Annotated in this window: 28 protein-coding genes; 14 read left to right on the top strand and 14 right to left on the bottom strand. The window is 36.9% G+C overall.

What is annotated here, in order from left to right:
* Positions 1–11 precede the first annotated feature (11 nt).
* From AC1RJ8_RS12845 to AC1RJ8_RS12830, 4 genes are read left to right on the top strand one after another with little or no spacing between them, the layout of a single operon-like run.
* Positions 12–449 carry a 3-hydroxyacyl-ACP dehydratase FabZ family protein gene (locus AC1RJ8_RS12845; protein ID WP_492954017.1) on the top strand — a complete coding sequence of 146 codons (438 nt, stop codon included), beginning with the start codon at positions 12–14 and terminating at the stop codon, positions 447–449.
* Positions 442–1,719, top strand: coding sequence for a beta-ketoacyl-[acyl-carrier-protein] synthase family protein (locus AC1RJ8_RS12840; protein WP_492954018.1), 1,278 nt, complete (start codon positions 442–444; stop codon positions 1,717–1,719). The genes AC1RJ8_RS12845 and AC1RJ8_RS12840 overlap by 8 nt, the downstream gene beginning before the upstream one ends.
* On the top strand, positions 1,712–1,972 hold the full coding sequence (locus tag AC1RJ8_RS12835) for an acyl carrier protein (protein WP_492954019.1): 261 nt from the start codon (positions 1,712–1,714) through the stop codon (positions 1,970–1,972). Before AC1RJ8_RS12840 ends, AC1RJ8_RS12835 begins: the two co-directional genes overlap by 8 nt.
* Entirely contained in the window at positions 1,962–2,426 is a 465-nt protein-coding gene (locus AC1RJ8_RS12830) for a 4'-phosphopantetheinyl transferase family protein (protein WP_492954020.1), read from the top strand. Before AC1RJ8_RS12835 ends, AC1RJ8_RS12830 begins: the two co-directional genes overlap by 11 nt.
* Before the next feature lie 41 nt (positions 2,427–2,467).
* Here AC1RJ8_RS12830 and AC1RJ8_RS12825 read toward each other — a convergent pair whose 3' ends face one another.
* From AC1RJ8_RS12825 to AC1RJ8_RS12775, 11 genes are all read right to left on the bottom strand, one after another.
* Positions 2,468–3,559 (bottom strand): peptidase associated/transthyretin-like domain-containing protein, encoded by a 1,092-nt coding sequence (locus tag AC1RJ8_RS12825; protein WP_492954021.1) that lies wholly within the window; start codon positions 3,557–3,559, stop codon positions 2,468–2,470.
* 59 nt (positions 3,560–3,618) lie between these two features.
* Positions 3,619–3,801 carry a hypothetical protein gene (locus AC1RJ8_RS12820; protein WP_121283822.1) on the bottom strand — a complete coding sequence of 61 codons (183 nt, stop codon included), beginning with the start codon at positions 3,799–3,801 and terminating at the stop codon, positions 3,619–3,621.
* A gap of 60 nt (positions 3,802–3,861) precedes the next feature.
* Positions 3,862–4,041 carry a hypothetical protein gene (locus tag AC1RJ8_RS12815; protein WP_492954022.1) on the bottom strand — a complete coding sequence of 60 codons (180 nt, stop codon included), beginning with the start codon at positions 4,039–4,041 and terminating at the stop codon, positions 3,862–3,864.
* Positions 4,042–4,202: 161 nt separating this feature from the next.
* A complete protein-coding gene (locus tag AC1RJ8_RS12810; RefSeq protein ID WP_492954023.1) occupies positions 4,203–5,387 on the bottom strand; it encodes a peptidase associated/transthyretin-like domain-containing protein in 1,185 nt (394 codons plus the stop codon).
* Between the two features lie 46 nt (positions 5,388–5,433).
* Positions 5,434–5,631, bottom strand: a complete 198-nt coding sequence (locus AC1RJ8_RS12805; protein ID WP_492954024.1) for a hypothetical protein — start codon at positions 5,629–5,631, stop codon at positions 5,434–5,436.
* Between the two features lie 52 nt (positions 5,632–5,683).
* Complete coding sequence (locus tag AC1RJ8_RS12800) at positions 5,684–5,833, bottom strand: class IIb bacteriocin, lactobin A/cerein 7B family (protein ID WP_492954025.1); 150 nt, start codon at positions 5,831–5,833, stop codon at positions 5,684–5,686.
* Positions 5,834–5,927: 94 nt separating this feature from the next.
* Complete coding sequence (locus tag AC1RJ8_RS12795) at positions 5,928–6,236, bottom strand: hypothetical protein (RefSeq protein ID WP_492954026.1); 309 nt, start codon at positions 6,234–6,236, stop codon at positions 5,928–5,930.
* Between the two features lie 17 nt (positions 6,237–6,253).
* Entirely contained in the window at positions 6,254–8,455 is a 2,202-nt protein-coding gene (locus tag AC1RJ8_RS12790) for a peptidase domain-containing ABC transporter (RefSeq protein WP_492954027.1), read from the bottom strand.
* A gap of 78 nt (positions 8,456–8,533) precedes the next feature.
* Positions 8,534–9,694: an HlyD family secretion protein gene (locus AC1RJ8_RS12785; RefSeq protein WP_492954028.1), complete on the bottom strand. Its 1,161-nt coding sequence runs from the start codon at positions 9,692–9,694 to the stop codon at positions 8,534–8,536.
* A 272-nt stretch (positions 9,695–9,966) separates the two neighbouring features.
* Positions 9,967–11,676: a peptidase associated/transthyretin-like domain-containing protein gene (locus tag AC1RJ8_RS12780; protein WP_492954029.1), complete on the bottom strand. Its 1,710-nt coding sequence runs from the start codon at positions 11,674–11,676 to the stop codon at positions 9,967–9,969.
* A gap of 99 nt (positions 11,677–11,775) precedes the next feature.
* Positions 11,776–12,009 (bottom strand): hypothetical protein, encoded by a 234-nt coding sequence (locus AC1RJ8_RS12775; protein ID WP_492954030.1) that lies wholly within the window; start codon positions 12,007–12,009, stop codon positions 11,776–11,778.
* 306 nt (positions 12,010–12,315) lie between these two features.
* Between AC1RJ8_RS12775 and AC1RJ8_RS12770 the strand changes: the two genes are divergently transcribed.
* The 8 genes from AC1RJ8_RS12770 (at position 12,316) to AC1RJ8_RS12735 (ending at position 20,083) form a co-directional block, all read left to right on the top strand.
* The gene (locus tag AC1RJ8_RS12770; RefSeq protein ID WP_492954031.1) at positions 12,316–12,468 is read left to right on the top strand and encodes a hypothetical protein; all 153 of its coding nucleotides are present in this window, start codon (positions 12,316–12,318) and stop codon (positions 12,466–12,468) included.
* Positions 12,469–12,599: 131 nt separating this feature from the next.
* On the top strand, positions 12,600–12,782 hold the full coding sequence (locus AC1RJ8_RS12765; protein ID WP_492954032.1) for a hypothetical protein: 183 nt from the start codon (positions 12,600–12,602) through the stop codon (positions 12,780–12,782).
* A gap of 63 nt (positions 12,783–12,845) precedes the next feature.
* A complete protein-coding gene (locus AC1RJ8_RS12760; RefSeq protein ID WP_492954033.1) occupies positions 12,846–14,279 on the top strand; it encodes a S41 family peptidase in 1,434 nt (477 codons plus the stop codon).
* Positions 14,280–14,617: 338 nt separating this feature from the next.
* Entirely contained in the window at positions 14,618–15,403 is a 786-nt protein-coding gene (locus AC1RJ8_RS12755; RefSeq protein WP_492954034.1) for a sensor histidine kinase, read from the top strand.
* On the top strand, positions 15,403–16,128 hold the full coding sequence (locus tag AC1RJ8_RS12750) for a LytR/AlgR family response regulator transcription factor (RefSeq protein ID WP_492954035.1): 726 nt from the start codon (positions 15,403–15,405) through the stop codon (positions 16,126–16,128). Before AC1RJ8_RS12755 ends, AC1RJ8_RS12750 begins: the two co-directional genes overlap by 1 nt.
* A gap of 370 nt (positions 16,129–16,498) precedes the next feature.
* On the top strand, positions 16,499–18,133 hold the full coding sequence (gene pruA, locus AC1RJ8_RS12745) for an L-glutamate gamma-semialdehyde dehydrogenase (protein ID WP_492954036.1): 1,635 nt from the start codon (positions 16,499–16,501) through the stop codon (positions 18,131–18,133).
* A gap of 68 nt (positions 18,134–18,201) precedes the next feature.
* A complete protein-coding gene (locus tag AC1RJ8_RS12740) occupies positions 18,202–19,710 on the top strand; it encodes a sulfatase family protein (RefSeq protein WP_492954037.1) in 1,509 nt (502 codons plus the stop codon).
* A gap of 112 nt (positions 19,711–19,822) precedes the next feature.
* On the top strand, positions 19,823–20,083 hold the full coding sequence (locus tag AC1RJ8_RS12735; protein WP_492954038.1) for a hypothetical protein: 261 nt from the start codon (positions 19,823–19,825) through the stop codon (positions 20,081–20,083).
* 65 nt (positions 20,084–20,148) lie between these two features.
* Here the strand turns inward: AC1RJ8_RS12735 and can are convergent, their stop codons facing one another.
* From can to AC1RJ8_RS12720, 3 genes are all read right to left on the bottom strand, one after another.
* Positions 20,149–20,805, bottom strand: a complete 657-nt coding sequence (gene can, locus AC1RJ8_RS12730; protein ID WP_426326018.1) for a carbonate dehydratase — start codon at positions 20,803–20,805, stop codon at positions 20,149–20,151.
* Positions 20,806–20,807: 2 nt separating this feature from the next.
* Positions 20,808–22,415: a SulP family inorganic anion transporter gene (locus AC1RJ8_RS12725; protein WP_492954039.1), complete on the bottom strand. Its 1,608-nt coding sequence runs from the start codon at positions 22,413–22,415 to the stop codon at positions 20,808–20,810.
* A gap of 149 nt (positions 22,416–22,564) precedes the next feature.
* Positions 22,565–22,909 carry a hypothetical protein gene (locus AC1RJ8_RS12720; RefSeq protein ID WP_167296971.1) on the bottom strand — a complete coding sequence of 115 codons (345 nt, stop codon included), beginning with the start codon at positions 22,907–22,909 and terminating at the stop codon, positions 22,565–22,567.
* A gap of 884 nt (positions 22,910–23,793) precedes the next feature.
* Between AC1RJ8_RS12720 and AC1RJ8_RS12715 the strand changes: the two genes are divergently transcribed.
* Both AC1RJ8_RS12715 and AC1RJ8_RS12710 read left to right on the top strand, forming a co-directional pair.
* Positions 23,794–25,335, top strand: a complete 1,542-nt coding sequence (locus AC1RJ8_RS12715) for an acyl-CoA carboxylase subunit beta (RefSeq protein WP_492954040.1) — start codon at positions 23,794–23,796, stop codon at positions 25,333–25,335.
* Positions 25,336–25,425: 90 nt separating this feature from the next.
* Positions 25,426–26,598: an MFS transporter gene (locus tag AC1RJ8_RS12710; RefSeq protein ID WP_492954041.1), complete on the top strand. Its 1,173-nt coding sequence runs from the start codon at positions 25,426–25,428 to the stop codon at positions 26,596–26,598.
* Positions 26,599–26,608: the final 10 nt, after the last annotated feature.

Here is a 26,608-nt window from a genome sequence, read left to right as displayed (position 1 = left end):
CTAATCACTAAATGAAAAAAGAGATCTTAGCTAAACTCCCTTACGGCAAATCTTTTCTATTTGTTGATGAGTTGTTGAAAGTTGACGAAAACGGCGTGACCGGAATATATACCTATCCTGAAAACCTTGCATTTTACGAGGGTCATTTTAAAGACCATCCGGTAACGCCCGCGGTGATCCTCACTGAAACCATGGCGCAGATTGGATTGGTCTGTTTAGGTATTTACCTGTTAAAAGATATTGATCAACATTTATCCATCGCCATGACCTCAAACGCTATTGACTTTTTAAAACCGGTTTATCCTGGTGAACAGGTTACGGTAACCAGTGAGAAAGTGTATTTTAGGTTTAATAAACTGAGTTGTAAAGTAAAAATGGAAAATGCAGCAGGCGAAATGGTTTGCAAAGGCAGCATTTCGGGCATGTTAATTTCGAAAGGAAATGGGTAACAGAGTCGTAATTACCGGTTTAGGTGTATGTGCGCCCAATGGCACTACCATTGATGAGTTTTCGGATGCCATAAAAAAAGGACTTTCTGGCATCAGCCATCAGCCCGATCTGGAAGCCCTAAACTTCTCTTGCCAGATAGCAGGCAAACCGGTACTTAGCGAAGAGCGGATCAGCCAATATTTTACACCGCTTGAATTACGAAACCTAAACAGTACAGGAATTATATATGGTGTTATTGCTGGTTTGGATGCATGGAAAGATGCAGGCTTAACCATCGAAGATAATGAAGCGCCCGACTGGGATAGCGGTACCATTTTCGGAGCGGGCACTTCTGGTATAGATAAATTTAGATGGGCAATTAATAAAATAGATGCCCTTGAAATCAAAAAATTGGGAAGTTCTGTAGTGATACAAACCATGGCCAGCGGTGTAAGCGCATTTATCAGCGGCAAGCTCGGCTTGGGTAATCAGGTGAGCACCAATTCTTCTGCCTGCGCAACAGGGGCAGAAAGCATATTGCTGGCTTACGAAAGGATTAAAACAGGGCAAGCTACAAGAATGTTAGCAGGCAGTACCAGCGATAGCGGCCCATACATTTGGGGCGGTTTTGATGCCATGAAAGTTTGCACTTTCAAACATAACCATGAACCGAAAAAAGGTAGCCGCCCTATGAGTGCAACGGCAAGTGGCTTCGTTCCTGGAAGTGGTGCAGGTGCTCTGCTATTAGAATCGCTTGAAAGCGCTGTGGCGAGGAAAGCCAAAATTTATGGCGAAGTGCTCGGAGGTCATATCAATTCTGGTGGTCAGCGGGGCTTAGGTACGATGACTGCACCAAATCCTACCGCTGTACAGCGATGTATCCAAACAGCATTAAAAAATGCGGGTATTGAAGCCCAGGAAATTGATGTGATTAATGGCCATCTTACTGCAACAACAAAAGATGCCCTGGAAATAAAAAACTGGAAAGCAGCACTACAACTACCTGCTGATGATTTTCCATACATCAATTCTGTAAAAGGTATGATTGGCCATTGTATTGCAGCATCAGGGAGCATAGAATGTGTAGCCTCGATGCTTGAGCTTTCAGAAGGGTTTATTTTCCCCAATGTTAATTGTGAAGACTTAAGCCCCGAGATTACCGCTTTAATTAATTCAAAATTTATTCCGCAAACCTTAATTCATAAACCATTTAATATCTTAGCTAAAGCCAGTTTCGGTTTTGGTGATATTAACGCCTGCATTATTTTTAAAAAATATACCCATGAATAAAGAAGAGATCATCGAAGCCTTAAAAACAATTGTTGAACCTTACAGCGAAGAGGTATCAGCCTTAGCAAATATTGACGAAAACACCGATTTTATAAACGATTTAAAAATAAATTCGGCCAACCTGGTTGATATTGTTTTAGATATTGAAGAGAAATTCAACATTGAAATAGACAACGATTCGATGGCTAAAATGCTAACCGTAAAAGCCACCACCGAAATTATAGCTCAAAAACTGGAAGCGCATGCTGGGTAACGATATCGTTGATCTGGATCTGGCTAAAATCCAAAGTAACTGGCGACGTAAAAATTACCTCGATAAAATTTTCACCGCTGAAGAACAGTTCCTGATTTCATCAGCAAGAAGACCTGATGAAATGGTATGGCTGTTATGGAGTATGAAAGAATCGGCTTATAAAATTTATAACCGTAAAACCGGAATCCGGAATTTCGCCCCTAAAAGTTTAAATTGCACTATTTATCCAAACACCGATCAGATAAAAGGCACAGTAAGTATAGATAATGACACCTATTTCACTAAAAGCGATATACAGCTACAATATATTCATACCATCGCTGCCCCTGTTTATAGTAAGCTAGAAAAAATTAAAGTAATCATTTACGAATCACCAAATCATCCAAGTGATTATAAACGTACTGAACCAGGTTGTGTGAGTCACCATGGACAATATTTGGCTTTGGTGTATTAATTAAGCTTATGTTTAAAGGTTAAAGAAACAGATCTGATAAACTAAAAGAACTTATGAACTGGTATTTCATGCTTAATTTTAAATTCGCTCAATTCATTACAATTCCCGGTTTGTTCGAGGTATTTTTCTAATCCACACTTATTAACATCAAAATTCCATTTATCTATATCTGCACCCATTTGATGGAAAACAAATATTTCATCATTTGTTGAATAGGAATTTCTGCCAATTACTTGCTTTGCACTTATAGATCCAGAAATGAGTTCATTATTTAGATAAGCGTAATCATAAAATAAAAAATGCTTTTTATTTACATATTGCTCGTAATACCGAGCTTGTTTTAATGAATTAGTTTTTTTATCCAAAATCCATAGGTAAGAAACCACAAGCTTTTCATTTGCAGAAAGATTTCCTTTAACATTAATAACGGTATTAATACTATCAGATTTAATACTTTCTTCTGTAATATTCAACTTTACCAGCTCATAGAAATGATTTGGCAATAATCCCAAACGTAATTTAATTTGAGGATTACTCCCGTAAGTTACCTTCGGGCGGCTACTTAAGTTAATCGGATTACAAGCGTAATCGATATTTAATTTTACTTTTTTACTGCTGCCAGCTACAATAAGATCTTTTAAATCAGGACAATTCAGGTTTAACAATCCTTCATTTAACAAGATAACTTTTTCGTTATTCCGAACTACAGACTGCCTCAAAAAAACCTTCGCGTTAAAAGCATTTGGATTTAATTGCAGAAAAGATACATTCAATATTGAATCAATTATTTTTCGCTTATTAAAACTTATTTGAACATCATCTAACTGGAATGTCTTTGGGGTTAAAACTATATTTTTCTGAAGTGAATCAGTTAAAACAAAAGTGGAAGCTTCGTAAAAAGGAAAGCTTACCTTCAATGTATCACCCAATTTTGCACCGGCTTCAAAATAACCAGATGCATCACTATTACCAACATGTTTGCCGGAAATTATTATTGAAGCGCCTGTTAAAGGTTCTTTACCATCAAAAACATGTCCTGTAAGGTAAAATGATTGCGCATTAACATTACCAGAGAATATAAAAAACAAAGTCGCTAAAAAAACTTTTTTAACGTTACATATAAAGTTAAACATATGATGGTTTGTAAGAGGAAATAAAAAGAGCAGGGCAAATACCTGCTCCTTTCGCTTAATTATTTTCCGTGTGCTCCGTCTGAGCCTAAGGTAAGGCCAATATTATCCTGTAACCAATGATAAGCATCATCCAAAGCATTACCAACTGCTTCGAAGGCTCTGCTAAACCAGCTTCCACCATCAATTGATTTCATTTCTGTTAAAGATAATTCTTCAACCTCATATTTTTTTAGATTTTTCATATTGTAATTTTTAATTGGTTTTAGGTATGCCATTTAGGCCATTGGGTTTATTTTAGTTATTTAAAGGTTTGAGGTGGGATCGGCACCTACCACATCGGTAACAATGTCGTGTACTACATCCAAAACAAATTCTTTTATCGAATTCCACGCCCTGCCAATCCAGCTGCCTCCTTCAATAAGAGATATCTCTGAGAGGCTCATCTCCTGAACATTTAAATGCTCTAGATTTAATTTTTTCATAATTTAGATTTTATTTAATTTACCTACTCGTTAAAGGCTTTTCGGTATACGCCTTTTTGTTGCAACAGCACTAAATTACTTTTGCCCACTCTATAAAAAAAGGAGTGGATTAATTAAAATCTTCTCCTAAACAGTATCATTTCTATAAACCTATCCTTAATTTAATTTCTTAGAGCAGCTCCTCTTGTAAACTGAAGATCGAGATCTCCGAATTTAGAGAAAGTGCTAAAAACATCATCAGGAAAATGAAGCCCAAACCGTATGTAGTATTCTTTCCAAAAGTTAATATCATACCCTTTTAAATGATTAAACAAATCCTGATTGTCTTTGGCATCGCTAAAATGATTAACTGTTTGAATTTTAGGATTTGATTTAAGGTTTATGCTTAACCCACCTACTGGTTGTCTTTCGGCACTCCATCCCGTAATAATCTCGCTGGTTAGTTCAATATGATTTAGCTGTGGCCAGCCCTTTGTAATATCATATATCTCTTTCGTAAACCAACGCTTTTTAAAATCAGGAGATAATAGATTTCTTTCTAATGATTTTAATAAGTGTCCCTCACATGTTATGTAAATTACACCTCCACCAATCAAAAATTTAGCGTTCTTTGACGCATTAATCTTTTGATCAAGGTTGAAAATAATTTTGTAACAGTTAATGCCATCTATATGAGTCTTCTCGACTAGTTTAAAATTAAATACTTTACTAGTAATTGTATTTTTAAAGAGATAGAATGGCTGTTGCACCGCAGCTCTTATATTTATACCATATCTCAGTTTTCTTAAGCCCTGATTTTTAACTTGCAAATTATCCAGCGTTCTGGCATTAATTAAATCCAAGTAAACCAACTTGTTTGGCATATCATCTATGCGAAAATTAAATACCCCTTCAGAAAACCGTTTGTAAATTCCATCCAGCTTTAAATATTGTCTACAAAACAAAATGCCAGAGACTTCGGTTGTATCCACTCCTTTTTTTAAGCAATCCTGCAACAGTTGATCTGTAAAATTTAATGCATTAACAGAAACCTCGTTTAATGATTGCTCACTTTCCTTTAAAACAATTTTCTGTAAGCCACTTTGGGTTAATGGAGCAAAAGTGGCTATATAGCCTATACAAGTTACATATAACGTATCAACAGTCTCTCGTTTGTTTACACTGATCATAAATCTGCCAGCCTCATTTGATATTGCTAATAGATTATTATTGAAATAAACAGACGCATAAGGAATACCTTCTCCTTTTGAATTGCCAATAAACCCAGCAAAACGTTGTTCCTGAGCCTTAACCTGAAAGAAAATGAAAAGAAAAAATATTATAATTTTATACTTTTGGTAATGCATTACGATGAGTTAAATAAGCAATAAGTCCGAAGACTTATCGCTTTAATCAATTTTGAGGAAAAATTGGTCCTGATCCTCCTGGCCCTGACACAGTACCTCCAGCAATCCCTTCTAAAATTTCTTCTCCCAGATCAGAAAGAAAGGCTTTAATTTCGTCCCATCTTCTAGACAGCCAACTTCCGCCCTCAATTTTTACCAGGTCATTTTTATTAAGTTCTGTTACAGAATAATCGTTTAGTTTCATAAATATCTTTGTGTTAAATAATGGTTATGTTTTTATTTTGTTTGATGATGTGTTAATCAACCCAAACATCTTTTGAAGCAACCAATGCTGCTAAAGCAATAATACCAGCAATGATAAGCGGCCAAAAACCTCCTGTAACATTACTCATTTCTTTGGTATCCATTTCCTGAACACTAAGATTTTCTAAATTTAAATTTTTCATAATTTAGTTTTTTTATTTAATAATCTACCTACTCTTTAAAGGCTTTTCGGTTTACGCCCTTTGTTGCAACACTACTAAATTACTTTTGCCCACTCTACAAAAAAAGGAGTGGATAATTTTGCTGATAAAAAAAACCAGCATTTATATTCATTAATTCCTGAGGCTTTAAAACCGTAAAATCGGCCCTAATATTTACTTCGAATGCCTGGGTATAATAATATGTTTGTAACTGCCGGGAGTATTCTATTGGGGCACCCATTAGTTTCAATTCATCTAATACCACGTATAATCTTGAGGTTGAAATTGATAACCTTCTTGCTAAATTTTCAGGAGCACCCGTACGGCTTTCTTTTATCAGTTTATGGATAATCTTAATGCGATCGATATATTCTAATAGTTTCATAGTAAAACTGATGAGGATTAAATGCTATCTCTTACAAACTCTAGTGCGGGTGTTATCAAACTTGGCAGGTCATCATCACCAAATTGCTGTTTCCATAAATTGGCGTAATGGCCATTTGCCATCATCATTTCAGTATGACTTCCCTCTTCTACAACCTTTCCTTTATCTAATACAATAATCTGATCGGCTTTTCTAATCGTAGGTAACCGATGCGCAATGATGATGATTGTTTTCTTTTGCATCCTCAATAAATCTATTGTTCGTTGCACATACTGCTCTGAGGCTGAATCTAAAGAGGAAGTGGCTTCATCTAGAATTAAAATTTCAGGATTACGGTACAGTGCCCTTGCTATTGCAATCCTTTGCTTTTGTCCGCCTGACAAAGAGGCTCCATTTTCGCCTAAGTAAGTCTGAAAACCTTCTGGCAAAGCTTCAATAAAATCGATAATCCCCAGTTGTGTACAAATACTAATAATCTGTTGCATATTGGGTTCATAATCGCCAATGGCAATATTTTCGATTACATTTCCTGCAAAAAGGTCAATTTTTTGCGGCACAACACTTAGCAAATTTCTTAAAGAGGCGTTGTTCAAATACTTAAGCGCATGATTACCGATAAAAATATTGCCTGATTGTATGGGATAAATATTTTGAAGTAATGACATTAAGGTAGACTTCCCAGATCCGCTCTCTCCTACAATTGCAGTAAAACTTCCAACCTTAATTTTTAGGTTTAAATCATCAAACACATTTACACGACTGCCATACCTAAAAGCGACATGTTCGAACCTGATATCGCCCATTAATTCTTTCGTAAGGAAAATGCTCGACGAATTTTGTTCAATCTCCAGGTCCATAATTTCGAACAAACGATCAGAGGCGATCATGGCATCCTGGATAGATTTATTTGCTCCAATTAAGGAAGTAGCCGGGCCAGTAAAATAACCAATGAGGGTATAGAAAGAAAATAATTCCCCAGGGGTAATTTCGCCATCTAAAACATAACCTGCACCCACCCAAAGCAAAATAATAGTGAGCATACGGGCAATAACCTCGGTAGATGTTCCGGAAAAAACTGAATTTAATCCTGATTTATAAATTGTTCTGAGCAGACCAATAAAATGAGTTTCTGTTTTTTCGTTGGTAAACCTTTCAAGGCCAAATCTTTTAATTGTGGCTACATTATTTAAGCCCTCAACCAATTGCGATTCCAACTCGGCCGACTCCTCCATCAACTTCCTTTGCATCTTCTTGTTTAGTTTATTGCTGATGAAATAAATCAATAAATACAATGGAATAACAGCCAACATTATTAAGGCAAGTTTCCAATAATAACTGAACATTAAAATAAAAGAGAATACAACAATAAAGCCGTTTACAACCAGGTTAATGGAAACATCGTTGATAAAAGCCCTTATTTTAACGGCATCGTTTACCCTTGAGATAATTTCGCCCACCCGCATGGTATCGAAAAACTGTTGAGGCAGTTTTAAGAGGTGTTTATAGTAGCCCAATATCAACCGGGCATCTATCTGCTGCCCCGTACGGATTGTAAAAATGGTTTTAGCCGTTCCAATAAATAATTGCAGCGCTAAAATGGCCACCATCATTAAGCTCATTAAATTAAGCAGGTTCCGATTACCTTCTACCAAAACATGGTCGGTTATTTTTTGAACAAAAACTGAGGTAGATAGTCCAAGTATGGTATAAATCAAAGCACCAAAAAGTGCCTGCGTTACAATACTTTTATGCGGTTTAATCAGGTTCCAAAAACGGCTTCTGGTATCAACCTTTTCATTGCCTTGCTTAAAATCCTCATCAGGTAACAACAGAACCAGTACGCCTGTCCATTCACTTGTAAATTCATCAATAGTTTTGCGGTGTTTTTTCCCATCACCCGGGTCCATTACTTCAATGTATTTATCGGTTACGCCATAAATAACTACATAATGCTGCAATTGTTTCCTTACCACCACATGCGCAATAGCGGGCAATGGAATTTTAGAAAGACTATCTAAACTGCCCTTTACGCCTTTTGCTTCAAACCCCAGTTTATTTGCAGCTTCTATCAAACCTAAAACATTGGTTCCTTTTTGATCGGTGCTGGCCAATTGGCGGATGCGTGCAACGGGCATTTTTAATTTATAAAACGCAGCTATAGATGCCAAACAAGCGGCGCCACAATCGGTAATATCGCGTTGTTTTATTAGTGTAGACATTAGAAGAGAGATGTGAGATTTGAGACTGGAGAACTGAAATTGGTGATTTGCGTGTTTTCGACTTTGGTCTTTAAGCTTTTAGCTTTTAACTCCGTTTGGATTTAACCAATCATCGACTTTATCATAAAGTAATTGATACAAGTTTCGTTCTGCAATGGTAAAGTGTGCATTAAAGGTCATCCCCTTTTTTACCTGCCCTTTATAACCATTTTTTAACTTTAAATAATCCTTGTCCAGTTTACACTTTACTTTAAAATAAGGGCTTTGATTAATCAATATAATATCATCAGAAATGTCGGCTGCTACACCAGCAAGCAAGCCCCATTGGTTATAGTTAAAAGCATCGATCTGAAACCTGACGGTTTGACCAGCTTTAATTAAACCGATGTCAGCAGGTTTAATATAACAAATGGCCAGCAAAGCACTATCAGGCGATATCTCGCCAATTTTCTGATTGGCGGCAATGAACGAACCCAATTGTAAACCTGATAGATTTTGCACCGTTCCGGACACTCCTGCGGTTAAATGATATAATTTCTCCTGCTCGGTTAGCTGGATTTTCTGGCCAGCGAGATCTTTTAATTCTTTTCTATACTGATTAGATTCTGTTTGCCACTGCGTTTTGTACTTTTTAGCCACCAAATTAAAATCAGAGCGCGCCTGATCGTAGTTAAACTTATATTGCTCATACTCTGCTTCGGTAACAACCTTCTTGCTATACAATGTTTCATACCTTTTATAAATTTTGTAGGCCTGTTCGCGTGCATTTAGTGCATTTTGAATCTGTTCCGCGTATTGTTGCCAGCTTGCTGCATACAGGCCGGTTTGCAATGCAGGTTGCCCTGCATTGCTTAAGTCGACCAGTTTTAGAACGAGGAGCGCATCATTTAACAAATTTTTTAATTCACCGGAACGATTATTCAAAATCACATTTTGTGTTTCGGGTATAGTAGGGTCTATATTTAAAAGGAGCTGGCCTTTCTTAATTTTTTTGTTATCGGTTAAATTAATCAAGGTAATTTTCCCTGCCACTGGTGCCAGCAGTTCTGTTCTTTCGATATTACTCTGTAAAGAACCATTCCCTTTAATGCTTACTGTTGTGTAAATAAAAGGTAGTGCGGCAAAAGCAACAAGCGTGAATAATATGGTGGCAGAATAAATAATTTGTGTCCGCACCTTGGTATGGTGTAAAAAAATGATGGAATTATCTTCAAAATTGGCGTCTTCTATAAAGGGCATAATCATCAATTAGCTTGGTTAAGACCAAGTTTGCAATTATTAAATTATGTCAGAAAAAAGATACACGAAAAGGGAGATTGTAGGGATGAAAATGTTTTTGACCTTTAGAAAATAAAAAACCGATAGATGCACAAATAGGCATTATTGGCTAAAAATATTTCAATCGTATTAAGCTTTCTAAGCATTAATCTATATCACATCTAATTAAATATAGCCCTTTACTCAAATACAGTTTAAATTAATTTGAATTTTTAATAGGAATCAGCCCTCTGTTATTTCTTAAATATAATGCCTAGCCCTATAGCATAATGGCTAGGGGTAATACTTAGGGTATTTAGAATAGTGTTATTTAGACCAGAGTTAAATCCTGAAGATAAAAATATTGCTTTTTTGTGGGTTAACTCATAGGATAGCCTTAGCCCATAATTAAAAGTATTATTGCGGACTTTACCTTCATGATAACGAACAACTATCTGTTCAAAACCAGCGTAAGGTGTAAATGTTAAATTTCTTGAATTTTTATTCAAAATAAAATCGTTTGAAATATTCAAATTATAGGTAGAAAGATTGATATGTTTATCGTTACGCAGGTTCGTATTTACCTGAAATCCTAAAAATAGATTTTTATACAATCTATAATTAATGCCTAATCCAAGGCCATAATTAATGCTTTCTGAAACGTGGTAAAATTGATCTTTTATTAATACGGGAAATTTTGTCAAGCCTAATGCGGTACGCACATTATCTTTATTAAAATAGTCAAATATCCTTCTTCCAAACTGTCTCTTTATTTTTTGATTATCTAAATTAGCTATTCCATTATTACTTTTGATTGTATCAAGCGATTCACTGGATAATCTTTCCATTCGCCCATCCTTTTCGGCTTTTTGAAACAAACGACGATTATTCTCCCATTCCTCATTATTTCCGGGTTTATTAATTAATAAAACATCATCCCGATGTTGAACAATATCTTTATATGAAATCTTATCCACATTTATGCTATCGATTTCGGTTCTAATAAAATCAACTGTAGTGTGAGGTGACTCTTTTTTCAATTCGGACGAAGCGAAAGTGTGGGTTTCTTTTAAGTACCACTTCGCCCCTATTTTTTCATAAGCAACCCGATAATTTAATATTTTAAGAGGCAAAAAGCCAACCCTAACCAGGTTGTAAGTATATGTGTTTGCGGCAACAAATGCGTAGGTGGCTGTATCTATGTACAATGTTGCCTGGATTTTATCATATTGCTTACTGGTATCACGTGTTGTTATATTAATTACAAATACTTTATGATTATCATACATCTCCTTACCTGCAAGTAAATAATCAAACTTCTTTTTTTTAACAATTTTATGTAGGATATAATTATTATGAGCAATATCCTGGAAATCAACAACATTATAGTTCGATGTGTGCTTCAGATACTTAAGAGTTTTATCATACAACGTATCCATTCGATTTTGCACCACAGCAACCGTGGTTTTTTCATTTGAATTGTAAGCTGGTACATAAGCTTTTATTAAAGCATCCGATTTAAAATATTCAGACTGGTTACGCCATGATTGTGTTCTCAATATTCCTTTGATAATAATAGGCTTATTGGGGTAGTTATAAACAATTCTTTTAATTGCTTTTTTTATAATATCATCACCTGCTCCAATTATAACTTCCTGTAATTCAGTGCTGCTTTCGGTTAATTTAACATCATAAAAATGGTTAGCCTGATATATTAAACGAATATTAAAATAGCCTACATGACTGAAGTTTATTCCAAGCGCTGTTAAAGTCTTTAATGGAGCAGTTATTTCAAAAGAACCATCATGATCTGTACGTGCATATACATTACCTACTTTTACGGTCGCTCCTGATAATTTTATGTTATTTTTTGCATCTACTACCCTACCTTTTAAAGTTGCGGATTGTGTATAAGCATTGCTTGATACTAATAATAAAAGATAAATTATAAGTGTAAATTTCATATTTAACAATAAGTGATCTGAAGAATATTTTAAAAATAGATAAAGAAGGAATTGGATATAATTTAAAATTATTTCCAATTCCTAATTAATATTAGTCAATTAGATTGGAATAATAACTGCACCGGCTCCGGCGCCAATTAATCCTGCGGTAAACCAGTTATCGCTACCAGATACCACCTCACCATTTATGGTAACCTCGCCAGAAACAAGAGCAAGAGTGGCACCAACAACAAAACCAATTAGCGCTCCAAAAATGCCACCGCCTACAGTTTCATTTATTTCCTTAGCATCCATCTCCTGAACACCGAAGTCTTGTAATTTTAAATTTTTCATTTTAGTTTTTTAAGTTTATTCCCTACTCTTTTAAGGCTTTTCAGGTTCCGCCTATGTTGGCCTAACATGAAACAAGTATTGGACATTAAATTTCAATCAAAAAAAAAGATACACTAAAAGGCTTTTTATAGGGATAAAAGAGATATAACATCGAAATAGTTCAATATTGAATCAAACTGGCGCCAATTAGATCTTACATTAAACTACACAGAAGGTAATACAAATATGTATTTTAAAATAGTTTATCCTTTAAGTATAAATATCGACTATAATTGTAATTGAAAACTATGAAAAAAATTATCCCAAATGCCCTGTAATTTCTTCAATTTAATTTACCCGGCAGCCGGATTAATACGTGCAGGCAATGATGGGACCGATTTAGGTATTAAACCGGATATAGCTATACCAGCAGATGGTACCGATTGGGTTGGCTATGTAAAGAAGTATAAAACTAAATAACAGTCATCGTTTAAGACCTACAATCTATTGGTTTGGTACAGATAAACGACCGTTTGGTGTATATTTTTTGGCTATTGAATTCAGAAATAACACTTTTAAACACATTTAATTAACTATCTAATATTACAATTATGAAAAACAAAAAATTAGAAAAAAAGACTTTGTTTGTTTTTAAGAAAAACAACCTTACCAATTTGACAAAAGAGCAAATGAGAAAAATTTATGGAGGGGAGACAACAAATGGGGCCGGAGGAGACTTGTCTACAAATCATGGGTGCGTAGAGCAAAAAACGTTAGTCACAATAAGTGATTAAAATTCTAAATAAGCCTCTCCAAACTACTGCCCGCTAATAAATACTTAATAAGATTAAAGTAAAATGCCATATTATTTAAAAAACCTTCTTTTAATAATCCTTCTAATTATAAATTTCTCGGCTAATGCGCAAAATTGTAATTGCGGAGAAAATTTCAAATTTATGGTGGAAAAAATCCAGAAAAATTATGTTGGTTATAATGACAAAATTAAACCTTCTAATCGAGGAAAATTTTCTTTTTTTACGGATAGCCTTCAAAAGGTAGCAAATAACGCAGGTGATTATCAATGTCTACCCATTTTTAGAGAATGGATTTCTTATTTTAATGATAAACATCTTAGTATTATTTATAATGATTCACATTTTAACAAAGATCAAATAAGAAAATATTATTCAAATGAAGAAAAAACGGATTGGTCTAAGGCTTCTTTGAGTGCTTATCTAGCTTCAAATTCAACTGACCAAATTGAAGGCATTTGGAATAGTTACACAGGAACTTATCAGATTGGAATTGTTAAGGATAAAAATGATACTAAAAAATTTATTGGCTTTATCATTAAAGCGGATGGAGTAAGATGGGTTGAGCAACAAATCAAACTAAAAATTACAAAAAAGGATAATCAATACTTTTTAGATTATTTTAAGGCAAGTGATCATTCGATCACACAAATACCATTTAATAAGCTGGGGGATACTTTAACTATGGGTGAAGGGATGAATGCTAAATGGTATAAAAGCTCTGTTAATATTTCACAATTATCAAATAAGAGTGCAGATAAAGATCTTCCGCCAAGCTTTAAAGTTTTAGATAATAAAACTTGTCTATTTGAAATGCCTACATATGCTTCACTAGATTATGTAACTACTGTTGATAGCCTCATTAAAGAAAATGCAAGTATCTTAAGGAAAAGTGATCATTTGATAATTGATCTTCGTAATAATTTTGGAGGTTCTATACTCGTTTACAAGAAATTAATCCCTTATTTATATACCAATCCAATTTTAACAGAGGGCGGTAGTGTACTTGCAACAGAGGATAATATCCGTGATTATTATTCAGATATCCCAACTAATGTTTCAGATAGTATGAAAAAGATATTCACTAAGAATCTAAATCTGCTAAAAAATCATGTTGGTGAAATTTATAATTTATATCCTGTGGATACCATTATCTTAGCTAAAAAACTTAGTTATCCAAAAACTGTCTCCATATTGATTAATCGCAACACATCTAGTGCTGCTGAACTTTTCCTTTTAGAAGCAAAGCAAAGTTCTAAAGTAAAGGTTTTTGGAACCAATTCTTCAGGTGCTATAGACTATCTTGAGGTTGTGCGAACAAAAATGCCTTGTGGCTTTTACACAATTGGCTATTCAGCCGCCAAATCTAATCGTTTACCAGATAATCCCTTAGATAATGTTGGGATCAAACCTGATATCGAAATACCTAATAATGTAGTCGATTGGGTAAAATTTATCAGAAATTATAAAAAGAAGTAATGTCAAACAAAAAAAATATATTTATATATCATATTATTTTTTGGCTAGGCTATATGTCATTAAGTAGTTTGATGGAATTTGCTGGAGATCCAAAAAATTATTTTTTTAGTATCCCAGATTTTATTTTCACGCAATTTCCTAATATCTGTACCTTTTATTTGAGTCTTTTAGTATATTCAAAGTATGTAAGCCCAGTTAAAATTCTGCCACTAATATCGGGGTTTATTTTGGTATATCTTTTCTCGTCTTTTAATTGGTATGTGACTGGTTATCATATAAGACCTCTCGTGCGCGCCAATGGAGACCCAACGCCTCCATTTGTTTTTTGGCGGCATTTAATGGGTACATTTTGGGTATTTATTAGATATTCGACATTAGCTTTTGGTTATTATTATGCCAGAGAAGGGATAAAATATCAAAAAAAACTACGCCTCATCGAAAAAGAAAAACATGAAGCAGAATATGCTTTTCTCCGTGCACAGATTAACCCACACTTTTTAAATAACACGCTTAATTTCTTTTTCGCAAAGTCTTTACCCTTATCAGAAGAATTGGCCAACGGGATCATGACGCTTAGTGAAATCATGCGCTATTCCCTAGAAATGGATAAAGATGATCGCATGACTTTAATAGATGAAGAAATCGAGCACATTAAAAATGTAATTAAAATTAATCAACTTCGTTTCAATAATAAGTTACAGATCGATTTTAATGTGAATGGAAATACCGATAATGTAAGACTGATTCCATTAATTCTAATTACCATTGTAGAGAATATCTTAAAACATGGCGATTGTACAGATAATTTGCATCCGGTTAAAATAGCCCTAAACATTAACGAAATTGATCATCATATCCATTTAAACACCTGGAACAAAAAGAAAAAAGGGCCTAAAGAACTCTCGAGTGGTATAGGTATGGAAAACATAAAAAAACGCCTTATTAATCATTACAATAAAGGCTTTGCTTTAAGTATTAACGAAACCGAACTCGATTATAGCCTCGAGTTAGTTTTACCTTATAATAAAGCGACCGATCATCAAGAAAAACCAAGTTCATCTGATAATTTAGGCTTTTTAGAGCATTTCAAGTTACCGCAAATTAAACCTCAACCATACGCCTAATGATTAACTGCATCATTGTTGATGACGAAGACCATGCCATTGAAGTAATACAACATTACCTTAAATCCGTTGCCGCAATACAGATCACCGCAACATTTACCAATCCGATTGATGCCCTGAGTTTTTTAAGCTGCAACCCGGTAGATCTCATTTTTCTGGATATTCATATGCCAGAGATATCGGGCATTGATTTCATCCAAACGATGAATAACAAAGATGTACAGGTGATACTTACTACTGCCTATAAAGAGTTTGCCACTGCCGGTTTTGATCTTGATGTAGTTGATTATTTAGTTAAACCTATCCCCTTGCCCCGTTTTTTACAAGCCATCAACAAGGCTCAAAAAATCATTAACACTAAAAAAGTTCATACCCCCGTGAACCAGCAGGATAATGATTATTTCATGGTTAAAACAGAGGCTAAAGGTAAAATGCTAAAAATTAATATTGCCGAAATTGATTTTGTTGAAGGCATGAAAAATTATATTGCTTTCCACCATAATGGGATTAGAACGCTTGCACTCCTAACCATGAAAGATGCAGAGGAAAGATTGCCCAAAACGCAATTTATCCGGGTGCAGAAATCGTTTATAGTGGCACTTAATAAAATCACCTCCATTGATGGAAACAGGATTATTTTAAAAGGTATTTCGGCTGAAATATTGATAGGAGAAACTTACCGTAAAGATTTTTTAGATATGATGAAACAAAAGCTACTTTTGTAACCGGTATCGACAACTTTCTTGCCGCCTTATCTGTAAAGTTGTCAAATCTTATTATAAAATCTAAACTAACCATATTTCCGTGCAGTCAGATGTTACCATCTGACTGGTAATACGTAAATCTAATTAACCAGTGTCGGTTGGTAACAACCGACACCACAAAGGGCAAAAAAATGTATAAATAAATCTGTGGTTAAAAAACCTTTTACATCTTAAACCCCACACTACCCATATTTTAACCTCAATACCCTCAAAATTAACCACTACCTAAACCCATCAACACAGTCAAACGTTTGCTCTATTTTCTTTACAGAATAATAGAATTGCCTACCCCAAAAAGCATTATCTTTGTCCAAATCATAAAAAATAAAATATGCTTAAAGGATTTTTTAACGTACCCACTCCGGTAAACGAACCTATATTAAATTATGGCCCAGGCAGTAAAGAACGTGCACTTTTAAAAGAAGCACTTGCAGAGGCACGCTCACACCAACAAGACATTCCGATGTATATTGGCGGCAAACAAGTTCATACCCAAAAAAAGGGGAAAGTTGTTCCACCGCACGATCACCAACATATTTTAGCTCAATTTAGCATTGGCGACAAAACACATATTACACAAGCGATTGATGCTGCTTTAGCGGCAAAAGCAGATTGGGAAAACCTGGCTTGGGAACACCGGGCTGCAATTTTCTTAAAAGCTGCCGACCTAATTGCAGGTAAATACCGTTATAAATTAAATGCTGCAACCATGCTTGGCCAAAGCAAAAATGCCTACCAGGCTGAAATTGATGCAGCATGTGAGCTTATCGATTTCTTACGTTTTAACGTAAGCTACATGGTAGATATTTACAAACAACAACCTCCTGTTTCTCCTCGTGGAAGCTGGAACCGTGTTGAACAACGCCCATTGGAAGGCTTTGTGTTCGCCCTTACTCCTTTCAACTTTACTGCAATTGCTGCTAATTTACCGGCATCGGCAGCTATGATGGGTAATGTTGTAGTTTGGAAACCTGCTGATACACAAGTTTACGCGGCTAACCTTTTAATGGAAATTTTCCGTGAAGCAGGTGTGCCTGATGGCGTAATTAACTTAGTATATGCTGATGGCCCTGAAACCGGTGAAGTGATTTTTAACCACCCGGATTTTGCAGGTATCCACTTTACAGGCTCTACAAAAGTTTTTCAGGAAATCTGGAAAACAATTGGAACGAACATCCACAAATACAAATCGTATCCGCGTATTGTTGGCGAAACCGGTGGTAAAGATTTTATCCTGGTTCACCCATCTGCACAAACAAAAGCAGCAAGTACGGCAATTGTTCGTGGTGCTTTCGAATACCAGGGACAAAAATGTTCAGCGGCGAGTCGTGTTTATATTGCAGAAAGCCTTTGGCCAGAAATTAAAGAGCAGATGTTAACCGATCTTGCCAGCTTTAAAATGGGCGGGACAGAAGATTTTGGCAACTTTATTAATGCTGTTATCGATGAACGTTCTTTTGATAAATTGGCAAAATACATTGATCAGGCTAAAAAAGATAAAGGAGTTGAAGTTATTGCCGGTGGAAATTATGATAAGAGCAAAGGTTATTTCATCGAACCAACAGTTTTAGTGGTTGATGATCCAAAATATACAACCATGTGCGAAGAGTTGTTCGGCCCTGTTTTAACGGTTTATGTTTACGCAGATAAAAATTTCGACCAGATTTTAGAAGTAATCGATACTACCTCGCCGTATGCCTTAACTGGTGCTTTAATAGCACAAGATAGATATGCAATTGAAAAAGCAAGTCATGCGCTACGCAATTCGGCCGGTAACTTTTACATCAACGATAAGTGTACAGGTGCTGTTGTAGGTCAACAGCCATTTGGCGGCGCAAGAGGCTCCGGCACAAATGATAAAGCGGGCTCAATGATCAATTTATTGCGTTGGGTTTCTCCTCGCACTATTAAAGAGGTTTTCGAATCGCCAACTGATTACCGTTACCCATTCTTAGCAGAAGATTAATATTAAATATAAGGCCAAGCATGATTGTTTGGCCTTTTTTATGCCTAACCGGATATCCTTTTCTAACCATGAACCACAAATTTTTATTATCCCTCCTTATTGGCCTCGCCAGCTTTAACTTTTACGCTACCGCACAAAAGAAACCCAATGTAATTATCATCTATGCCGACGATTTAGGTTACGGCGACCTCAGCTGTTACGGCGCAACAAAAATTAAAACCCCAAATATTGACGCCCTGGCAAAGCAAGGGCTGCGATTTACCAATGGTCACGCAACCGCATCTACTTGTACGCCTTCGCGTTATTCTTTAATGACTGGAAGATATGCATGGCGTAAAAAAGGAACAGGTGTATTGCCAGGCGATGCTGCATTGATTATCCCAACAGATAATAGTGCTCTACCTTCAATTTTCCAGCAAGCTGGTTATAAAACAGGTCTTGTTGGCAAATGGCACTTAGGCTTGGGCAATGCAGTAGAAAAAGACTGGAACAAAGAAGTAAAGCCCGGGCCAAAAGAAGTAGGTTTTGATTATTCCTTTATTTTCCCGGCTACGGCCGATAGGGTACCAACTGTTTTTATGGAGAATCAATTGGTTGTAGGTTTAGACCCTAAAGATCCGATTACAGTTGATTATAAAAATCCAATCGGTACCGACCCAACAGGAAAAGACCATCCAGAACTGTTAAAAATGCCTGCTGAAGCCAATCATGGGCATAACCAAACCATTGTTAATGGCATTGGCCGTATTGGTTATATGCAGGGAGGCAAACTTGCCCGCTGGACTGATGAGGAGATTCCGTTCACCTTTTTAACCAAAGCGAAAAATTTTATCGAAGAGCATAAACAGGAACCTTTTTTCCTGTATTATGCGTTAACAGAACCGCATGTACCACGCTTATCTGCCACTATGTTTAAAGGGAAAAGTGAATTGGGTAATCGTGGTGATGTAATTTTACAACTCGATTGGGCGGTTGGCGAAATAACAAAACAACTAAAATACCTTGGCCTTGATAAAAATACGATGATCATTTTCAGTAGCGATAATGGCCCTGTAATTATGGATGGCTACGAAGATCAAGGTTTCGAAAAATTAAATGGCCATACACCTGCAGGTAGTTTACGCGGAGGCAAATACAGCATTTTAGAAGGCGGCACACGCGAACCTTTTATTATTTCGTGGCCCGCACAAATCAGACCGGGCGTTTCTGGAGCCTTAGTTTCACAGATTGATTTTTTGGCCTCGTTTGCCAGCTTTTTCAATGTAGAAAGCAAAAATGCAATTGACAGTAAAAATGTGTGGGGTGCTTTTACCGGAAAAGACCAAAAAGGCCGTGATTTTTTTATCGAACAGAGTAATCAACTGGCAATTGTTAAAGATAACTGGAAATATATCAGGCCATCAAAGGGAGAAGCTTTTTACAAACTTACCCATACCGATAGTGGAAACCTGCCCATAGTGCAACTGTATAATTTAAATGATGATCTGGGTGAAAAGAACAACCTTGCATTAAAATACCCGGAAAAGGTGAAAGAATTGGAAACTTTATTAAGTACTGAAGAAGCGAAAACTAGATAAAACAGATCAGTTGTTCGATTTCCCTGACCAATTCGATTTATACAACGCCTGTTAAAGATGTAAAACCAATCTTCTTTTATGCTGTTTTATATAAGTAGCTTAAAATAAGATCATGGAAAACACAAAAGATAACAATAAAAACCTAGGCAATAAAAATGCTGATAACGGTGCCGATAAAACCAATATGCCCGAGCAGCAGGTACCGCGCCACCGGAGCAACGATAACGAAAAGAAAAATAGTGTTGAAACTGAAGCAGGTAACCTCGGGAGAGATTTCGGAATGGGCGATTTTGGTTCGGAAGAAGCAAGAACAGATGCCGAGAAAGGCAATAAAGGAGAAGCAGGTAATATGCCCAATACCACAGAAAAATAAAAGCCCCCGATGTAAAATCGGGAGCTTTTCCTAACAACTAAAAAATAGCACTTATTATGGTGCTTTTATCCTACTTTAAACGCAGGAGCAACATCATCAAGACAAGTACAGGTTACTTTTAAGTCTTTAATGATTCCTGTTTTTAAACTATAAACCCAGGCATGGACTGCTAACTCCTGGCCATTGGCCCAGGCACTTTGTACAATTGATGTATTAGTTACATTTGCAGCACCCTCAATGGCATTTAATTCAACTAAGCGGTCAAAACGCTGATCAGGATCTTTGATTGTTGCCATTTCACGTTCGTGCGTACGGTATACATCGCGGATATTTCTCAACCAGTTATCAATAATTCCAACCTGTTTATTGCCCAATGCAGCTTTTACGCCACCGCAGCCGTAATGACCACAAACAATTACGTGCTTAACCTTTAATACATTAATGGAATAATCCAGCACTGAAAGTAAATTCATATCGGTATGTACCACCACATTGGCGATGTTTCTATGTACAAAAATATCGCCTGGTCTGGTATTGGTGATCTGGTTTGCAGGCACACGGCTATCAGAACAACCAATCCACAATACTGGTGGGCTCTGACCTTCAGAAAGTTTATCAAAAAAGGCAGGATCACTGTCGATCGTATCTTTAACCCAGTCCTTATTGCCTTGTAACAGGCTATCGTACGTTATATCTTTCGTATCTATTGTTTTTGCGCACATAATTATAATTTATTAATATCTTCTTCTACTTTAATATTTAATTTTGGTACTGTATAATGTTTTTGGATGTTCTCCAACTTTACGATAATACCCTTGGTATAGGCATTATGTTTGTAATTATAAATCGTTTCCAGTACATCAGGATCGATATACCTGGCATTCGAACCATCAATAATTACATCTGTTTCTTTCGGAATATTCGTTAAAACTACTTGTATTGCTGCTTTGTTCAGAAAGGAAACCTCTTCTGCCAGTTTAATCCTGATGTGCTTTTTGTCGCCTTCATTTGTAATCCTGTAAAAGAAAGGGTTACGCATATTGGTACGGAGTAAATAAAAAATAGAAACCAACATACCAACAGCCACACCTTTTAGCAGATCGGTAAATAAAACTGCAAGTACCGTAACTACAAATGGCACAAACTGGTCCCATCCCTTATGGTACATGTGTTTAAATAAACTAATACGGGTTAGTTTATATCCCGTTACCAGAAGGATTGCGGCTAAACATGACAACGGAATCATGTTAATTACCCCTGGAATAAACAAAAGTGAAAGTAATAACCAGCAGCCATGAAAAATAGCCGACATTTTTGTCCTGGCACCAGCATTAACATTTGCCGAACTACGAACAATTACCGATGTCATAGGTAAACCCCCAACCATTCCACTGGTGATGTTGCCTAAACCCTGGGCGATTAATTCTCTGTTTGTTGGCGTTACACGTTTAATTGGATCTATTTTATCAACAGCCTCTATGCTTAGTAACGTTTCTAAACTTGCTACTACAGCAATAGTTGCAGCTGTAATATAAACATTTTTATTAGCCAACTGAGAGAAATCGGGCATGGTAAACAGGCCTAAAAATTCGCCGAAGCCACTTACCACTGGAATTTTCACCATCTGATCGGCACGTAGTGGATGATCAGTACCGGCAAAAAGTATAGTTCCAATAACACCTAGTGTTACTACCAATAGTGGTGCAGGTACAACCGCTAATTTTGGAAATTTAGGCCAAACAATCAGAATAGCTATCGATAATAAACTGATAACCACCGCAGCCAAACTAAAATGGCTTAATGCTGCAGTAATCGCAGAAAAAGTATTTTCGTGATCTTGCTGAAAAAATCCTTCGTCGCCACTAAAATCGGTATCAACCCCCAATGCATGTGGCAACTGCTTTAAAATCAAAATCAGTCCGATTGCTGCAAGCATCCCCTCAATTACACTCGAAGGGAAGTAGTTACCAATAGTTCCCGCTTTAACCAGGCCTAAAATCATTTGGAATACCCCTGCCAGTACAACTGCCAGTAAAAAGGTTTGATAATTGCCCAATGATGTTATGGCACCCAAAACGATAACGGTTAAACCCGCTGCTGGGCCACTAACGCTCAGTTGCGATCCACTGAAAGAGGCAACCACTACCCCTCCAATAATACCAGTGATTAAACCAGCAAATAACGGTGCACCTGAGGCTAGTGCAATACCTAAACATAATGGCAAAGCCACCAAAAACACTACAATACTTGCAGGTAAATCTTTCTTTAAATTCTTTTTAAGAATATATTTCTTCACATCCGAACCTGAAAAGGCCGGGTTAAACTTTTGCATAACGATATAATTATCTAGTAAATTTTAACGAATAAATCGCGGGGGAATCTTAAAAGCGATCAAGGAACAGCATATCGTATAAATATTTAAACACAACATCGCCGCTCAAATCACTGATTGCACATAATAAAGTTACCCCAATAAAAAGACTAGATAAAGTTAGGTGGAGGTGTTGGCACCGTAGGGTGATATGGATCTACATATCTTTTGAAATGTTCGATAAAACTGCTCTTCAGAAAGAAATGGCTTGAAGAGAACTCGTAAGAAAAGATAGGATGATTAAGTTCAACGAGTTTGAAATCGGTAAATTTTGCAGTGTCTTTGGCGGTATCTTTTCCGCCTTCATGCTCTAACTCGATTTGCATGATTACAGCGTTCATAATTTCCTTATCAATACTCGTACAAAATACCGGTGCACCAGATATACCCATCTTCGCCATGAAGATGAACATGAATGAAGCAACGATTAAATACTTGTATTTCCTTAAAAACATCTAAAATCCTAATGTTGTTTTAATACTAACGGTTACAAAAATAAACGGATAATTGGTTTTTCAATGCTTTAAGCTGTAAAAAAAATGTAATATAACAGATAGGCGACTGTATTCGAGATAAAAAAATTTACTGTTTAAAGATTTTGGGAAACACTGATCCAGTTATAAAATTAAATTAACCATGGCCAAAAAAGATATTGCTCCAGTTAGATTTAGTGAACAAGGCATGATCCAAATAGCATAATTTTGCCTATAGGCGGATGAAAGGCTTGGGTTTCTTGCACCAGCCCAGGTTAAATAAACCCGATTGTCGGGAAGAGCTTCCGATCCTTCATCGGAACTCGTACCAAAAAGCGGGACCTAACCTGCCAAAAGCCCAGAACCATTCGTTTCCTATTAAATATTATTATTTTTTATTTGGAAATGAAAGGTTAGTATTTCATAGGTGCTGTAGCCCCGCCATCCGCTTTACTTCGTTGCACTATGTGTTCGCTCCTGTCGGGTTTATTTAACAGCGGTTTGTTTTCAAAGCACCAGCCCAGGTTAAATAAACCCGGTTGTCGGGAAGCGCTTCCGATCCTTCATCGGAACTCGTACCAAAAAGCGAGCCCTAACCTGTATAATCTTTAGACATTTTTGTATTTTATCGTCACCCTGAATTTATTTCAGGGTCTTAATGGGCAGAAAGATGCTGACCACGTAGTAGCTACAAGGCAATTGAAAACACTATTTCTACTTGTAAAATAAATTCAGCATGACGATCGCAACTCTAGCCCGCCATCTGCATTACTCAACATCACCTGTTGGGCTGGGATAAAATAACATTCCGTTGGCCTTGCATTACCGTTAGTAATTTTTAATTTTAAAATCTCATAGCTTCAGCAATGGATAAAAAAATAGCATTACTCAAAGATAAAATCAACCAGGCCAACCTTGGTGGCGGGCAGGCACGAATCGACAGTCAGCATAAAAAAGGTAAACTTACGGCCCGCGAGCGCATTCATTTTTTAATGGACGAAGGGAGCTTCGAAGAAATTGGTATGATGGTTACCCACCGAAGTACTGACTTTGGCATGGAACGCGAAAAATATCTTGGCGATGGTGTAGTAACGGGCTATGGAACAATTAATGGCAGGTTAACCTATGTATTCTCTCAGGATTTCACCGTGTTTGGAGGCTCACTCTCTGAAACTCATGCCGAGAAAATTTGCAAGCTTATGGATATGGCCATGAAAAATGGTGCACCACTGATCGGTTTAAATGATAGTGGCGGTGCCCGTATTCAGGAAGGGGTTGTTTCTTTGGGCGGCTATGCCGATATCTTTTATAAAAATGTACAGGCCTCTGGCGTAATTCCGCAGCTATCGGCCATTATGGGGCCATGCGCAGGTGGAGCTGTATATTCGCCAGCCATTACCGATTTTATTTTGATGGTAGAAAATACTTCTTATATGTTTGTTACTGGCCCAAATGTAGTTAAAACGGTAACACACGAAGAAGTAACCTCAGAAGAATTAGGGGGTGCCAGTACACATGCTACAAAATCGGGCGTTACCCATTTTGCCTGTGCCAATGAAATTGAGGCGATTAACCATGTAAAGAAATTACTGAGCTATATGCCGCAAAATTGTGAGGAAATAGCCGATCATTTACCCTACGAAACAGCTGATGAAAGCCGACCAGAATTAAATACGTTTATGCCAGAAAATGCTTCGCAGCCTTATGATATACGCGAAGTGATTTCTGCCGTGACCGATGCCGGCAGCTTTTTAGAAGTGCATGCGGCTTATGCTGAAAATATTGTGGTAGGCTTTGCCCGTCTTGCAGGAAGAAGCATTGGGATTGTAGCCAATCAGCCCGCTTATTTAGCAGGTGTTTTAGATAGCAACTCTTCTACCAAAGCGGCACGTTTTGTGCGCTTTTGCGACTGCTTTAATATCCCATTATTGGTATTTGAAGATGTTCCGGGATTTTTACCAGGTACAGATCAAGAGTGGAATGGTATTATCACCAATGGGGCAAAATTATTGTACGCTTTTAGCGAGGCTACTGTACCGCGCATTACTGTAATTACCAGAAAAGCTTATGGTGGCGCGTATGATGTGATGAACAGCAAACATATTGGTGCAGATATGAACTACGCCTGGCCTAGTGCAGAAATTGCTGTAATGGGTGCAAAAGGCGCCGCAGAAATTATTTTTAAAAGAGAAATTACTTCAGCAGAAAACCCTGAAGAAAAATGGCTGGAGAAAGAAAAATTATATTCAGACATCTTTGCTAATCCTTATCGTGCGGCCGAACGCGGCTTTGTTGATGAGGTGATTGAACCAGCGCAAACCCGTACAAAGTTGATAAAAGCCTTTAAGATGTTGGAAAATAAGGTGGTGAATAATCCGAGAAAGAAACATGGAAATATACCTTTGTAGAAAATAATCCACAGTCATTGGTCAATAGTTAGGTTTGTATCAATCCATAACATTAAGATTCATGGCTGAGGACTTCCGACTTAAGACTAAATGCAGATTACTCAGAAATTATCACGCGCCGATATCCTCCTCATGGCTTTTTGCACCGGCCTAATTGTTGCAAATATTTATTACTGTCAACCGCTGGTGATCTTAATTGCGAAAGATTTTAACCTCACCGAAACCGATGCAGGAAAAATCACCTACCTCACGCAAATTGGCTATGCCCTGGGTCTTTTTCTTTTGGTACCACTGGGAGATATGTTTGAGCGTAAAAAACAGATTCTTGTGATTACCGGCCTGGCCATTCTGGCGCTGCTGATTGCTGCTGTTTCGCATACCTTCTTTGTATTAGAAGTTGCTTCTGTCTTGATCGGAGGCTGTTCTATCGTCCCCCAACTGATTTTGCCCTTAGCAGCGAATTTAAGTACCGATGAGAACCGGGGAGCCAACATTGGCATGATTATGAGCGGTTTACTGGTTGGGATTTTGGCCTCAAGAGCAGTAAGCGGAAGCATTGGTTTTTGGTTAGGCTGGAGAGCCGTTTATTATATCGCGGCCGGAATTTGTGGTCTGCTTATTCTTTTAATGGCCAAACGTTTTCCACAAAGTCATCCTGCTTTTAAAGGCAGCTACAAAGAACTCATGCGTTCGATGTTCAGTTATATCAAAACCCAACCTGCCCTAAGGGAGACTTCGATTATTAACTTCCTGGCTTTCGCCATTATTAGCGCATTCTGGACGACAATGGTATTGTTTCTGGCTAACCCGCCCTTTAATTTGCAAACGTTACAGATTGGATTATTTGGAATTGCTGGCGCAGCGGGTGCATTGGCGGCACCGTTAGTTGGAAAGTTAAGCGATGGCAACAATCCACGCAAGAACTTAATGATTGGTTTTATATTACAAATCGTTAGTATCGCTTTGTTTTATTTTACTGGCAGCCATTTGTACCTATTTGTAATTGGCATTGTGCTTATAGACATCGGCCAGCAAGCCATACATGTAACCAACCAGACCCGAATTTACACCTTAATACCAGAGGCAAGAAACAGACTGAACACCATTTTTATGTCGGTTAGTTTTATTGGTGCCAGTTGCGGCTCAGCCTTGGGTTTGTGGCTTTGGGACCAAGGCGGATGGGCATTATTCTGTTATGGAATGACGGGTATAATCGTTCTAAATATTTTAATTTATCAGTTTTACGGAAGAAAAAACAAATAACTAATCGATA

This window comes from Pedobacter sp. GW822-FHT03F06 (assembly GCF_058801365.1).
The sequence above is the reverse complement of the archived record's forward strand: the minus strand, read 5'-3'. Positions and strand labels throughout refer to the sequence as shown.